This is a genomic window from Burkholderia sp. 22PA0106, from assembly GCF_047497155.1.
Classification (GTDB): Bacteria; Pseudomonadota; Gammaproteobacteria; order Burkholderiales; family Burkholderiaceae; genus Burkholderia.
The window spans coordinates 229,506-243,827 of sequence record NZ_CP163163.1; the positions used below are offsets into that span (position 1 = coordinate 229,506).

8 protein-coding genes are annotated in these 14,322 nt (G+C 58.0%); 6 read left to right on the forward strand and 2 right to left on the reverse strand.

Annotated elements, in window-relative coordinates; genetic code table 11:
* Positions 1-47 precede the first annotated feature (47 nt).
* Both AB4850_RS15975 and AB4850_RS15980 read right to left on the reverse strand, forming a co-directional pair.
* On the reverse strand, positions 48-1,625 hold the full coding sequence (locus AB4850_RS15975) for a capsular biosynthesis protein (protein WP_414444010.1): 1,578 nt from the start codon (positions 1,623-1,625) through the stop codon (positions 48-50).
* Positions 1,626-1,945: 320 nt separating this feature from the next.
* The gene (locus AB4850_RS15980) at positions 1,946-3,112 is read right to left on the reverse strand and encodes a glycosyltransferase family 4 protein (protein WP_414444011.1); all 1,167 of its coding nucleotides are present in this window, start codon (positions 3,110-3,112) and stop codon (positions 1,946-1,948) included.
* A 153-nt stretch (positions 3,113-3,265) separates the two neighbouring features.
* Here AB4850_RS15980 and AB4850_RS15985 point away from each other — a divergent pair, with 153 nt between their 5' ends.
* From AB4850_RS15985 to AB4850_RS16010, 6 genes are all read left to right on the forward strand, one after another.
* A complete protein-coding gene (locus AB4850_RS15985; protein ID WP_414445528.1) occupies positions 3,266-4,417 on the forward strand; it encodes a polysaccharide biosynthesis/export family protein in 1,152 nt (383 codons plus the stop codon).
* A gap of 185 nt (positions 4,418-4,602) precedes the next feature.
* Complete coding sequence (gmd, locus tag AB4850_RS15990; RefSeq protein ID WP_414444012.1) at positions 4,603-5,637, forward strand: GDP-mannose 4,6-dehydratase; 1,035 nt, start codon at positions 4,603-4,605, stop codon at positions 5,635-5,637.
* 182 nt (positions 5,638-5,819) lie between these two features.
* A complete protein-coding gene (locus tag AB4850_RS15995) occupies positions 5,820-7,760 on the forward strand; it encodes a hypothetical protein (RefSeq protein ID WP_414444013.1) in 1,941 nt (646 codons plus the stop codon).
* Between the two features lie 8 nt (positions 7,761-7,768).
* Entirely contained in the window at positions 7,769-8,695 is a 927-nt protein-coding gene (locus AB4850_RS16000; RefSeq protein WP_414444014.1) for an NAD-dependent epimerase/dehydratase family protein, read from the forward strand.
* Positions 8,696-8,792: 97 nt separating this feature from the next.
* Positions 8,793-10,082, forward strand: coding sequence for a glycosyltransferase family 4 protein (locus tag AB4850_RS16005; RefSeq protein WP_414444015.1), 1,290 nt, complete (start codon positions 8,793-8,795; stop codon positions 10,080-10,082).
* Positions 10,083-10,371: 289 nt separating this feature from the next.
* Positions 10,372-14,232, forward strand: a complete 3,861-nt coding sequence (locus tag AB4850_RS16010; RefSeq protein WP_414444016.1) for a WcbI family polysaccharide biosynthesis putative acetyltransferase — start codon at positions 10,372-10,374, stop codon at positions 14,230-14,232.
* Positions 14,233-14,322 lie beyond the last annotated feature (90 nt).

Sequence of the window (14,322 nt, forward strand, 5' to 3'; positions counted from 1 at the left end):
AAACGGCTATTTTTAATGATTCGACGAAATCGGATTTTTTTAAATCGTCACGCGGCGCGCATTCTCCAGACAACATGCAGCAACGCATTACGTGCCCATCGCATCGCCTTGATCAGAAAGCGAAGCTGGCGGGATGCAATGGTCCGGAGCGGTCGTGCAGCCGGTGCCGCCAGCTTGTGCACGATGGCTTCGACCGACGTGTACCGACGCAGGCTCCAATCCCAATAGACCGGATATCGTATCAGCACTCCGGCCACCAACATGTCGATTGTCAATTCGCGCTTGCGCCACCGCTGCGGCAGCGCGTCGTGCGTCAATCCCCAGCCGGCATAAAACGGCAGGCCGTAGGTATGGACGGCCTTGCCGCGCAGCAACGCCTCGAACCCCGAAAGTGACGAGAGCGTGTGAACTTCGTCGGCGATCTCGATCAAGGAGATCAGATCCGATGTTCGATCGACGATGTCGGCCACAGATGCGGTGCCGATGTGGCCGAGGCGATTGCCAGATAAGACGTCCGGATGTGGCTTGTAGACAATGAACGCATTCGGATTCTGCGTGCGGACGGTGTCAATCAACGCCTCGGATGTCGCTATTCCTTGTGTGCCGAGACGAATGGAAGCGTCGTCCGCGACTTGCCCGGACACGAGAATCACGCGCTTGCCGCTTGGTGGCGCCCATTCTGGGCGGCGGCGTCCGAGGTTGTATTTGGTCAGGCCGTACTGCACGATCATCTTGCGCAATGCGGCAGCGCGTTGCAGTTCAGCCGCCTCGAAATTTGCATTGTTTAGGATTTCTGTCAATTCATTCGGACGGCTCGAATCGAAGTAGATGCCGAGTCGATCGATGACCTGACTGAATGGGGCAATCATGTCCGACCCGAGCCCGGTTGAATGAAGGAAGCCGTCCTCTATCCGGAAATGAGCCACGCCCGGTTGCAAGCCGGCTGCCGATCGCCCTCCCCAGATCGCGGCGCACTCGCGCGTCTGGACGTCGGGCGCACCACGAACCCATCGGAGCCTGCCACCGCCCGACAACAGGTAGGGCGTGGCAAATGGGCGTTTCCACCACTGAAAAGCCACGCCGGCGACCGACTGCAAATCCGCGTAACGACGCGCGACCGCATGTTGGATATCAACGAAGTCGAGCGCGGCAATCAGGCTGCCTGGCGTATTCGTGACGGGATCGCGGTAGATCGCGGTTTTGAGGAAGACTGCCTCGAACAGTGTTTCAAGAGACTGAATGCGCGAGGTGGACAGGTTCGAGTCGTGATCCTGCGTCAGTCCCCAGCCTGAATAGTAAGGGCTGCCGAAGATGTGAACCGGTACGCCCGCCAGCAAGGCGCCCATGCCTTCCGAAGCCGCGACGACAAATACGATAACGTTCGGCGTGCGTAGTATTTCGTGCAGAGAGTGTTCGGCCTGCAATCGGCGTACGTCGGTAGACAGGGGCGCCGAAGCGGAAAGCCATTTGCCGCGACCATCGTCGGCCGTTGGATATAGCCAGAAGTCGGCGTTCGCATACAGCGAGAACGCGGTGCGCAGCATTGCATCGAAGGCGGTGCTGCGCTGGCGTCGCGTGGCATGCGCGTCCTGATCCGAGGCGGTGCGCTCGTCGATAAGAACCACGCGGGCCCGGTCAGACGGCGCTTGCCAAGCATCCGGTAACGGAAGAATGGTACGTCGGACATGTAAAGCGTCCGACTCGAGGACCCGGCGCATCAGCGCCGGGATTCCGTTTGATCCTCCGGACCGTTCAAGGTCCTGCAGAGCGGATTGGATCACTGCTCGCAGGCTTGATCCACGCGGCCCACGACCCCGGGTCGCGAACCAGGACATCGCTGATTCCTGCGGACCGTGAGTTGCCAGGATCGGTCCGGCATGAAGTTGCTGCTGATCGACCGGCGCCAGATCGCGCAACACCGCTCTTCGGCGGCTTCGAATCGGTGTCATTGCGCCAGCGTCTCGATGAAGCGATCCACGCGGCCGAAATGTCCGGCCCATGTCGGCGCACGAAAGCGAGCGATTCTTTCGATCTGGTCGCTGCGATGCGTGTTGTCGGGATCGGCATAGGCCTGGATCAGCCGCATCCAGGCCGGACCGTCGAGCGAATCCAGATAGTCGGGAATGTCGGACGCGATCTCTCGGAACACCGCGAGATCGCTGGCAATGACGGGAATCTTCATGCCCAGTGCTTCGACCAGCGGCATTCCGTAGCCTTCGACAAATGAAGGAAACAAGAGCGCCCGACAGTGCTGAAGCCAGGCGTGGAGTTGCGCGTCGTCACAGTCGGGCACTTCAATCACGGCATCCTGGATTGCCGCGCAGCGCTCCAGCATATCGATGACGTTTTCGCACTCCCAACCTCGCCGTCCTATGATGACGAGCTTGGGGGCGGCGCTGCCGAGTTGTTCGACCAGGCGCCGCCAAACATGCAGCATGAACCAATGATTCTTCCGCGGTTCGATCGTGCCGAGCATCACGAAGTAGGGTCGATCCGTCGGGGGGCGCGTCACTTCCGAGGAGCGGTAGCCCGCGGCGAGCGGCGCTACGACACAAGGCGGGACCGGCAAGCCAGCTTGCCGGGCTTCTCGCTCGATCATCGCATGCGTATCTTCCGAGTTCGCGATGAGGCCGTCCGCATGCCGTAGCGCGGTATGGATACGCTTGCGATGGCTTTCGTCGACACCCGGACGACAGTACTCCGAATGAGTCAGCGGGATCAGGTCGTGAACCATGAAAACGCTGCGTATGTTGCGACGACGCATTGCCTCGTAGTAGCGGACATGCTCCATGCCATTGTGGCTGGTATGGAGCAGGACGGCTCGTCCGAAATTCGGATTGTGAGGAGTCAGATACGCCTGGAAAATCGAGCGTCGGATGGCGAGGCGGCTGGCATCGTTGCTGGCAATCAGATCAAAGGCCCGAGACGACGCCTGTTTGGTCAGAACGATCGAGTAGCCCCCGTGGCTGATCACTGCGCGCGCGTTTTCCCGGTAATGGTCGAGATAGGCGAGGCCGACCCGATCCACGCCGGTGGGCAGCAGTCCTGCCGAGCGGCGGGACAACAGTCGAGATACATCCAGACATATATTTAACACGTGTGCAATGTTCATCCGGCACGCAATCTGTTATCGATTGGCGCGGAAAGAAATGGTCGAGGGAATTTGCAACAACTATACGCAAATTTATTCTGCGTCGTGCGACAATCGCTGCCGGTTCCACCCCTGAATGACCGGATTGTATAAATGGCAAGTGTAAAACGCGGTATGCGGAGAATGGCAGCAGTCGTGGCGATGATCGGGGTGGGGGCTTGTTCGGCCATTCCTACGTCCGGGCCGAGCCGGTCGCAAGTCGATTCAGCCGGTGCGAGAGGCAATCCGCAGGGGATTCAGATTGTCGACGTGACGGACGCCGTCGCACGTCAGCTGTATTCCGAACGAACACGTTCCGATTTCGCGACGCAATTGGGGGACGATCCATCATTTCGCCAGCAATTGGGCGTCGGCGATTCTGTTGAAGTCTCCATTTGGGAGGCGCCTCCCGCGACGCTGTTTGGCAGCGGCGTGTCCGACAGCAGCGGGAGCAGCGCTCCGAGCGGTTCCCGCGTGACGACCTTGCCGGTGCAGGTTGTCGATGGCGACGGGAACATCAATGTCCCGTTCGTCGGTGCGGTCAAGGCGTCCGGTCAGACGCCCTCGCAACTCCAGCGCTACATCGCATCGCGTCTGAAGAATCTGGCGCACGATCCGCAGGTTCTGGTCCGTCTCGCGCGCAACGAAACGTCCTACATTACGGTTGTCGGGGACGTCGGGAGCAGCACCCGGATGCCCTTGAGCGCGCGTGGAGAGCGACTGCTCGATGCGCTGGCCACGGCCGGCGGAGTGCGCCAGTCCGTTGACAAGATCACCATCCAGATAACGCGCGGCAATGCTGTTGCGTCGTTGCCGCTGCAGTCCATCATTCGAGATCCGCGTCAAAACGTTCCGCTGCGTGCGGGCGACGTCGTGACGGCCTTGTATCAACCGTATAGTTTCCTGGCGCTGGGTGCGACCGGAAAGAACGAGGAAGTGAATTTCGAAGCGCAAGGCATCACGCTCGCGCAGGCGCTCGCCCGCTCGGGTGGTTTGCAGGATGCGCGATCGGACGCGCAAGGCGTGTTCATCTTCCGCCTCGAAGATGCCAAGGCGCTCAACTGGCCCGAGCAGCCGGTGCGAACGACGGCTGAAGGAAAGGTGCCCGTTATTTACCGCGTCAACCTTCATGATCCGAATGCCTTCTTCGCCGTCCAGAGCTTCATGATGGACAACAAGGATGTGCTGTACGTTTCCAATGCGCCGATTACCGAAATTCAGAAGGTGCTTAACCTTGTGTTTACCATTGCTTATCCAGTGGTGACCGGGGTTCAGTCGTTCAAGTAACAAAGTGTGTAAGGTGCGCCAAGACATTAAGCGGATGGATTTGAAAGTATCTTTTTGAGATACTTTCGATCTGTCCGTCTGGGTGTTCCTGAATGATTTTGGAGCGGGTAGGGATGGTGCCTAGACGTGCTCGTTCGTAACGTGAACACAAGTTGGCGAATTAACTACGTGATTTAAAGGAATATATGAAGACGGCTCTTATTACCGGCATCACTGGGCAAGATGGTGCATACCTGGCGGAATTTTTGCTGGAAAAAGGCTATCGCGTCTATGGTTCGTATCGTCGGAACAGTTCGGTCAATTTCTGGCGTATTGAAGAGCTTGGTATTCTGAATCATCCGAATCTCAGTTTGGTCGAATATGATCTGACTGATTTGGGATCCAGCATTCGTCTCCTGCAAACTACCGAAGCGACCGAAGTTTATAACCTCGCGGCGCTGAGTTTTGTTGGCGTTTCCTTCGATCAACCGTTCACGACCGCCAACATCACCGGGCTCGGCGCATTGAATCTGCTCGAAGCCATTCGGATCGTCAACCCGAAGATTCGCTTTTATCAAGCCAGCACTTCGGAGATGTTCGGCAAAGTGCAGTCGGTTCCGCAAACGGAAGCGACGCCATTTTATCCGCGTAGCCCGTACGGTGTCGCAAAGCTTTATGCGCACTGGATGACGATCAACTATCGCGAAAGCTACGATATTTTCGGTGCAAGCGGCATTCTCTTCAACCACGAATCGCCGCTGCGCGGACAGGAATTCGTAACTCGAAAGATCACCGATACGCTGGCCAAAATCAGCCTCGGGAAGGCGGAAGTGCTCGAGCTCGGTAATATGGATGCCCTTCGCGACTGGGGGTTCGCAAAAGAGTACGTCGACGGGATGTGGCGCATGCTCCAGGTCGACAAGGCAGACAGCTATGTGCTCGCGACCAACCGGACGACGGCGGTTCGTGATTTCGTCACGCTGGCTGCCAAGGCATGCGAATTCGATCTCGAATGGAGCGGCAAGAACGAGAACGAAGTGGCAGTGGATCGTAAGTCGGGCAAAACCATCGTTCGAGTCAATCCGAAGTTCTACCGCGCGGCCGAAGTCGACCTGTTGATCGGCGATCCGAAGAAAGCCAAGGATGAACTTGGCTGGGAGCCGAAGACCGCGCTCGAGGAGCTGTGCCAGATGATGGTGGAAGCCGATTTGCGTCGTAACAAGATCGGTTTTTCGTTTTGAATCGGTGGAATGCGCTCGCCCGTCAACAGGGCGAGCTCGCCACCGGTTGAAGCAGGATGCAGGGTTGCTTGGCGGCTGGGCACGAAGCACTCTGGCGGGCATGATTGAGCGGTTGACGCCGTTGTATTGCAAGCGGCGTTTTTATTATTCGGCTGGTGCGGCTAATGTGGGTAATGTGAAAAATGTCTCTCGTTGAAGAAAAAAAAATCGTTGCGGTCGTAGATTATTGGCCCACCATCGAAAATGCGGAAACCGAATGTATTCTACGAATCAAATCGGCTCTGCAGGAACTCGGCTACGAGACGCTCTCAATCAATCGGCATGGTTATCTGGTCGATGATGCTCTTACCCACGTTGACGAGCTGAAGGTCGAATTTGTTTTGGCGCTGCATTTCGATTCGGCAAAGGCGTGGAGCGCGTACACGTATTACGCATTATGGAATCCTCTGGATTTTTATTTTCAGTGGAGCTATCGCGAAAAATCGGAAAATGTGCTGTCCAACGACGCGTTCCTTTCTTGCGGTTCCGCAGTTGCCGACGATCATGCGCGGCGCTTGCTGAAGGGCGCGGGTCGGGCTGCGACAACGCCTTTCCTGACGCTCTATCACGCGATCCATGAGCCGGTAATTGCTCCGGCGCTCGGTCGCGGCAAGATGTTCTATTGCGGGATCAACTGGGAAGCGCTGAGCGGGAGCGGCGGCCGCCATCACGAGTTGATGAAACTGCTGGATCAGAAGAAGATGCTCGACATCTATGGTCCGGAAATTTTTCAGAATGTCCGCGTTTGGGAAGGCTACGACTCGTATCAGGGATCGATCCCGTTTGACGGCAAGACGCTGATCTCGCGTGTTTCTCAGTCGGGCATTGGCCTGGTACTGTCGTCCGAGGCGCATATCAAATCGGGGCTGATGTCGAGTCGACTGTTCGAGTGCCTGTCTGCCGGCGTGCCGATCATTTGCGATCAGAATCGATTCGCTCGCGACAACTTCGGCGATCTGCTCTTTTATATCGATACGACCGAGCCGGTAACGGCAGTGGCGAAAAAGGTCGAGGAGCACGTTAACTGGATCCGTGAAAATCCGGAACTGGCGCTCGAAAGGGCGGCTCGCGCCCAGGAGATCTACAAACAGCGCTTCAGCCTGGTCGAAAACTTCAAACGCATTCTCGCCGACGGTCCGCACAAGGGACAGGTCGCCGAAAGCTCGGTAGAGAATTCGCTCTGCACGTTGTTCCTTGCCGACGAATGCAATCCGTCCTTCACTTCGAAGGTCCGCGCATTTTCGCTGCGGATGAACGGCAAGGCGAACATCAAGGCTTATGCGCTGATTCCCGAAGCCAGCTCGGCTGCGCGCGAGGACGATATCCGGCAAGCTTGCCCTGGTATCGAAGTCGTGCGTTTCAAGCGCAGTGCTGCGGATTACATCGGCACTACGAACGAAATCGTGCAGAAAGCACTCGCCGTGATTCAGAGCCTGCCGATCAACGCCATCTTTCAGATTGTCCCGGCATGGGAGCGTCCGGTCTGGTCGACGGTCGAGGCAATGTGGGCCGAACTCGATGCTGCACCCGAAAAAGGATACATCGCGGGTGGTTTCACCGTCCTGGAGAACACGAGCAAACCTCATGAAGGTCGCGCCACGTTCAAGCGGTTCACCCTGCTGACCTCCATGATGGATGCAAACGCTTATTTCTCGTGCGCGTCAACGCTGTATCGCCGCACCGAGTCGATGAGCGAAGTATTCTCGACGTTCGCCTACACGCCGTATTTTTGGCAGCGTCTGTTTTCGATCGCCTACCAGCGATTCGAGAAAGGACTGTCTGCGGTACAGGTCGCTGCAGTCGTGGACCACGAATACTATGTTGTGCACCATCGCATCTCGGATCATGCTCAGCTGATGCGGGAGTACGAACTGATGACCGACGTGTTGGGTGTTGACTACGTGGACGATAAGCTTCGCGCAGCGCCTATCTTGCATGGCCAGTTCGTGGAGCCGATGGCGTTCGTGAAACAGGTGGACACGGCAGCTGCTCGCGCGCTGCTCGTGAAGCTCTACGACTCGGTGAAAATCCCTAAATTTATCTCCAAACCGATTCAGTGGTTGTGGAAGAAAAAGGCTATTTAGGAACATCTATGAGCAAGTATTTCGTAACGGGAGGCTACGGCCTCGTCGGTTCAGCGATTCGTCAGCAGCTCGAAGCATCGGGTGCAACCTACGTTGCGCCGCGTCGTGCCGAGTTGGATTTGCTCGATCGTGATGCCGTCGCAGAATTTATCGCGACTGAAACCCCCACTCATCTGATCCACCTGGCCTCGCAAGTCTTTGGCCTGCAGGGAAATTTGCGAAATCAACTTTCGTCGCTTTCCCTCAATACGCGCATCAATGAAAACCTTTTGGGCGGTCTGGCGGGAAGTTCTGTCACGAAGGTGTTTCTGGCCGGCACGGTGGCGTCGTACCCTTTCCCTTACATCAATATTCCGCTTCGTGAAGAAGATATGTTCAAGGGATTGCCGCATTTCGGTGAATACGGGTATGCAAATTCCAAAATTCACGCGTTCCATTATTTGGAACTGCTGAAGAAGTACAACGATATCGACTACGTCTACGGCGTTTTCACCAACATGTACGGTCCGAACGACAAGTTCGACGTCGAGAACGGGCACGTCATCCCGTCGCTGATTCGCAAGGCCGAATTGGCAGCCTCCAGCGGTTCCGCGCTGGAAGTGTGGGGACGCCCCGACACCACGCGCGATTTCATGTACGTCGATGATGCCGCTCGTGCAGCGATCCATCTGCTTGAACATGGATCCGGCGTGGTCAATATCGCCTCTGGCGTGGAAGTGCGGATGGAGGATCTGGCGCAGGCCGTGTGCCAGGCCGCGGGCATCTCGATGCCGATCAACTGGCTTTCGGACAAACCGGTGGGTATTCCCCGACGTTCGGTCGATGTCGAGAGATTGAAAGCGACCGGGTTCGAGCCCGGCGTCAACCTGCGCGATGGCATCCGCGAAACCTACGAATGGTTCCGGCAAAACATTTCATCGGCGCGCATGGGCTGAGGACGCGGCGATGAGCCCGCAATCGCCTCCTCGAGCGCATCGCGCCGTGCTCTCGGCGTGCGCGATGCGTTTTTTAATGCGCTGACTTCAGTCGGAAATGCTTCGTTTCATACACCAACAGGCTCTGCGTTGGCTGGACATCTGGTGGATACCGGGTGGGATCCGCCGGATGCGCGCGGCGACGCATCGTCCGGGCTCTGCGGAGGCGGTCCGGCAGTCGTCGCGCGAGCGGCATCTTCTGCTCGACGTATCAATCATCGCCGTCAGCGATGCAGGCACCGGGATTCAGCGAGTCGTCCGATCCATCACGCTTAATCTCCTGAAAACCCCCCCGGCAGGCATGACCGTCAAGCTGGTCCATGCCACGCGCAAGCGGCCCTATCGCTATGCCAATCATTACACGGCGAAGTTGATGGGGCGGGAGCCGACAGCAGACGATACGATCGTGGACGTCGAGCCCGGCGATATCTTCCTCGGTCTCGACCTGACCAACAGGCCGTTGCCGTTGCGACAACCTCAGTTGCGTCAATGGCGCCAGCGCGGTGTGCGATGCGCGTTCGTCGTGTACGACTTGCTGCCGATCATGTATCCGGCCTGGTTCACCCCGATTGCCGGCAAGGCATTTCACCGCTGGCTGGAGACGCTTGCGATCCACGCCGATGCGTTGTTCTGTATTTCGCAGTCCGTGGCGAACGACGTTGAACACTGGTTTGGCACGCACTATCAACTGTCCCCATCCGACGTGTCGATCGACTGGTTTCATCTCGGCGCCGATATTCCGTTGGCTGCCGATGTCGTCAGTGCCAGGAATCGTTCGATCGACGTCGTGATCGGCAGCCGCTCCGGGCCCGTGATCCTGATGGTGGGAACCGTCGAGCCGCGCAAGGGCCATGCCCGGATTCTCGATGCTTTCGAAAAAATCTGGTCCGACGGCGACGATGCGACGCTCGTCATTGCGGGGCGAGCCGGATGGCGTGTGGAGGCATTGCTGGCGCGCCTCGCGGCGCTCCACGACAAACAGGCCAATCTTGTCTGGCTGAACTCGGCAAGCGACGATGACCTATGCACGCTTTATGCTGGTGCCGACGGCGTAATCATGGCGTCGGAAGCGGAAGGTTTCGGGCTGCCGCTGGTCGAGGCGGCTCAATGGGGAATTCCAATCTTCGCCAACGATCTCGCGGTGTTTCGCGAGGTAGCGGGCGATCATGCCACTTACTTTCGAGCAGATTCCGGCGATGAACTGGCGACCCAACTGCAATCGTGGTTGGACCGATTGCGTGCCGGCGAAGCGACAAAAAGCGGTGCGATGCCGAGGCTGACATGGGAGCAAAGTGCCGCGAAGCTGAGCGTGATGCTTGAACGGCTGGCTCGGCATTCGGGCATTTGAGTTTTCAAACCGATTGGGAGAACTCACGAAGCCGGCGCGTAGCGTACAGCCAAAACGAGCTGCTGTAATATCGTTGCGGCACGCTTGCGCCATTGCCTGATTGTTGGCCGGTCTGTTGCAGATTCGTTTCAAGTAGGAAATGGCAGAAAGTAATTTTTTCCTGATATACAAGAAGATTGCCGAGCGGATACCGAAAAAATGGTGCTCGCGGCAAGTTTTTGAGTTTTCATTGTCGAGACTCCGCACGTTGCCGGATTCTCGATTTCGATGTGAGATTTGAGGAAAGTACATGTCAGATGCTAATTCCGCGCACGACGATGCGCTGTTGACGACATTGGCGCAGATCCTGGGTGTTCCGGAGGGGACGATTTCCGAGGAGACGACCTACCAGGATGTCGAGCGCTGGGACAGTCTGCGGCAGATCATCATCGCCAACTCGCTCGAACAGGTCTACCAGATTCAACTGACCAATCAGGAGATGGCACGAATCGTTTCGGTCAAATCGATTCGAGAGTTGCTCGCCGATAAATCTGCGTCTGCGGCGGCGTCCGGCGCGGTAGTCAAGGCTTCGGTGTCGCAAAACGCCCAGATCGCCGCCGACACCACGCTCGCTCACCTGCGTGTCCGGCTGAACCGTTCTCTGGCGTTGAACGACATCTACGAAGCGGCGGATGTGATTCGTCATTCGCCGGATCGAGACAATTGGACTGGGGCGACCGCAAAAATTGCAGTCGTTGGTTCATTGACGATCGATTTCGTCGTGTCTGCCATTGCGTGCGCGGTGTTCCAGGAAGGCGTCCTGCCGACGTTTTACGAGGCGCCGTTTGGTTCGATGGTGCAGGAAGCGCTGAATCCCGCATCGGGGCTCTATTCGGCCAAGCCCGACGTGGTGGTGCTGGCGCCCGATTGGCGCGACTGGGTCAGCGCGGTTCCCGCAAACGAGTCCAGCGAGGCGGTTGAGAAAAAGCTGCAGGATTGCGTTCGCCAATTCCGTGGTCTGTGGGATCAACTGGCCGCCAACCTGCGCTGCAAGCTCGTCCAGCACGTGATGGTGCCCCCGCTGGCAAATTTGCGTGGACAGGCAGAGCGTAACCTCGCGACGTCGGCCACGGCGCAAGTCAAGCGATTGAACGAATTGTTGTTTGAAGCCGCCGGCGCGAAGGTTAGCTGGGTCGAACTCGATCAGTTGGCCGATGCGAAAGGCCGCGTCGAATTCTCGGGCGCGCGCTACTATTTCACGTCGCGCATGCCGTTTGCGCCTCAATTCCTGCCCGATTATCTGGCCTATTTCCGAGCCGCTTGGCGTACCGCCAACGCCAAGGCAAAGAAGGTGTTGGCACTCGATCTCGACAATACCGTCTGGGGCGGCATCATCGGGGACGACGGTCAGGAAGGCATCAAGCTTGGCACGGGAAGCCCCGATGGTGAAGCGTTCGCCGATTGGGGCCACCATGTGAGAGAGTTGGCTGCGCGCGGCGTCATTCTCGCGATCTGCTCGAAGAATAATCCGGATCTGGCCGCCGACGGGCTCAATCACCCGCAGGCCGTTCTCAAGCGTGACGATTTTGCCGCTGCACAGATTTCATGGGACGACAAGGCAACCGGGCTGCGTCGTCTGGCGGCGGAACTCAATGTCGGCATCGATTCGTTCGTATTTGCCGATGACAATCCGTTCGAATGCGAGCTGATTCGCGAGCAGCTTCCGGAAGTGGGCGTCGTCGAGCTCGGGACCGATCCGAGCCAGTTCATTGCGCTGTTGGAGGCAGGGCGTTGGTTCGACCTGCCGGCATACAGCAAGGAAGATTTTTCGCGGGCCGAAGCCTATCAGGCCAGAGCGGCTGCCGAGGCGGACCGCCAAAGCGCCGGCGACATCGACAGCTACTTGCGTGGTCTCAACATGGTCGGGCGGTTGTACGCCGCTACCGATTCGGACCTGGTTCGTCTGGCGCAGATGGAGCAAAAGACGAATCAGTTCAACATGACGACGCGCCGCTACAGCGAAGACGATCTGCGCAGCTTCATGTCTCGCGGCGACATGCTTACGATGGCGTTTGAATTGCGCGATCGTCACGCCGATCACGGTCTCGTGTCCTCGCTGGTCGGGACGATCGAAGGCAACACCCTCCAGATCGATAGCTGGCTGATGAGCTGCCGGGTTTTCTCGCGCACGTCGGAAGAATTCATCTTCGGGCAGTTGCTCGAACAGATCGAGGGGCGCGGCGTCAAGAAGATTGTCGGGTTCTATACGCCGACGAAGAAAAACGGAGTTGTGGCCGAACTGTATGGGCGGCTGGGCTTCGAGAAAGTTGCATCTGATGGCAGCACTTGGGAATTCGATGTAGCTGCGGTTTCGGCCGAAACGCGTCCCAAGACCTTCATCGATACGTCGGGCAGCGAGCCGGCTGCAGCACCTGCGCCTGCCGTCAGGAAGGCTGCCGAAGCGGTAAGCGCTCGGCCTGCTGCGACCGCTCCAGTGCAAGTCGCTCCGTCTCCCGCGGCTGAAAAGGTCGAGCCGCCCAAGGCTCCAAGTTTCGACGGGCAGTCCACCAAGGATTTGTTGGCGCGTGCCGAAGCGGAATCACATGGACAAACACTCGCGCAGGCCGCCTTGCTGTGGCAAGAGGTGGTCCGGCGAGAGCCCGAAAACAACTACGCGCATGTCAGGCTGATCCAGGTCCTCCGGGATTTGGGACGGGTCGACGACGCGGATGCGCATGCACGCGAACTGCTCGGCGTGCACGATGCGGGTCTGCATTTTCAGTTCGCGACCAACTCCGTTGCGCGCCAGGACTGGCAGGAAGCGTATCGACGCTGGGCGGATGCCCTGGAACGGTTCCCCACCTTCGCCGAGCCTCGATACGGCATGGCCGAGGCGGCATGGAAGCAGGGCAGATTGGTGCATGCAGAGGATTTGCTTGCAGCCAATGACCGTCAGTTCCCGACGTACATTCCTTCGGGGCTGTTGCTTGCCGATATCAAGGGCCAGCGCGGCAATTGGCGTGATTCGGCCGAATTCTTGCGTGTTCTCGACGAGCGGATCGACGATCGTCCCGAGTTGGGCATTCGTCGCGCCATCGCGTTGGCCAACGCCGGCGACGTCGGTGCGGCCCGGAAGGTGATCAACAACAGCGCGAAGCGGTTCCCGAGCGCCGCGATCGTCAGCGAATATCAGAACTGGGTGGCAACGCTCAATAACGATTGGAAAGCCGCGTACGACGGCGCTGTCAAGTTGCTCAATACCGCGCGGGGCACGCCGCAGACGATTGCCATTGCACGACAAGCCGCATTCCATCTTGGCAAGAGCGCTCGGCAGTCCCTGGTGATATACGGCAACTGCCAGGCTGCGGTGCTCGATGGGTTGTTGACGCGCCTCGAAGTGCTTTATCCGGAATTCGATATCGTTACGATTCTTGGTCACGTTGCCGAAGATGCGGAGAAGCTGACGGATCCTCGAATTCGCAACGCTGCCGTGTATTGGGAGCAATACGACGAACGTGCCGATGTGCCCATGCGCGACCGCCTGCGTGCGCTCATCCCATCGACTGCGCTGAAGCTGGTGTTTCCGTCGATCAGCATGTTTTCGCTCTGGCCGTTCAATTGGCCCGATACGCGAAGCCATGCGGAGCCGCGCTTCCCGCATGGGCGATATCCATACGACGGGGATGTCGTCGGTCAGGACGTGGCGAAGGAAGGACTACGTGGCGAACGCGCCTATCAACGCTACATGGATCTCGCACGTGGGCGCCTCGGCAACCTGCAAGCCCAATTCGATCGCGATATGGGTACGCTCCGGAAGCGCGACGATGCATCCGATGTGAAAATGGCCGATTACGTTCTCGCCAATTACCGGAAACACCCGATGTTTTATACATGGGGGCACGTATCCGGCCAATCGATCATGGAAATCGGTTCTCAGTTGCTGCGTTTGAGCCACGATCGTCTTGGCTCGCCGCCGGCGGAGGGCGTTAATCAGCTGTTCTCTCTTCCGACCTCGATGTCCGATTTCTGGATGCCGATTCATCCGGACGTCGCGAAATGGCACAAGCTTGAATATTGCCAAGGCGACAAGGCGGTATTCAATATCTACGGCAACTGGTGGACCTTCAAGGAATTCATGGTCCGTTATATCGAGTACGACACCAGCTGGTGATCGTCGGTCCGGGGAGTTCGTGCGAAACGCGAGCTCTCTGGCAGAGGCATTGGCAGTAAAAAGCCGTTGTCAGCGAATGCTGGCAACGGC

Excerpts from the sequence above, each read along its gene's own strand:
- AB4850_RS16005 (WP_414444015.1), top strand. The coding sequence starts at position 8,793 with ATGCTTCGTTTCATACACCAACAGGCTCTGCGTTGGCTGGACATCTGG.
- AB4850_RS16010 (WP_414444016.1), top strand. The coding sequence starts at position 10,372 with ATGTCAGATGCTAATTCCGCGCACGACGATGCGCTGTTGACGACATTG.
- gmd (WP_414444012.1), top strand. The coding sequence starts at position 4,603 with ATGAAGACGGCTCTTATTACCGGCATCACTGGGCAAGATGGTGCATAC.
- AB4850_RS15980 (WP_414444011.1), bottom strand. The coding sequence starts at position 3,112 with ATGAACATTGCACACGTGTTAAATATATGTCTGGATGTATCTCGACTG.
- AB4850_RS15985 (WP_414445528.1), top strand. The coding sequence starts at position 3,266 with ATGCGGAGAATGGCAGCAGTCGTGGCGATGATCGGGGTGGGGGCTTGT.
- AB4850_RS15995 (WP_414444013.1), top strand. The coding sequence starts at position 5,820 with ATGTCTCTCGTTGAAGAAAAAAAAATCGTTGCGGTCGTAGATTATTGG.
- AB4850_RS16000 (WP_414444014.1), top strand. The coding sequence starts at position 7,769 with ATGAGCAAGTATTTCGTAACGGGAGGCTACGGCCTCGTCGGTTCAGCG.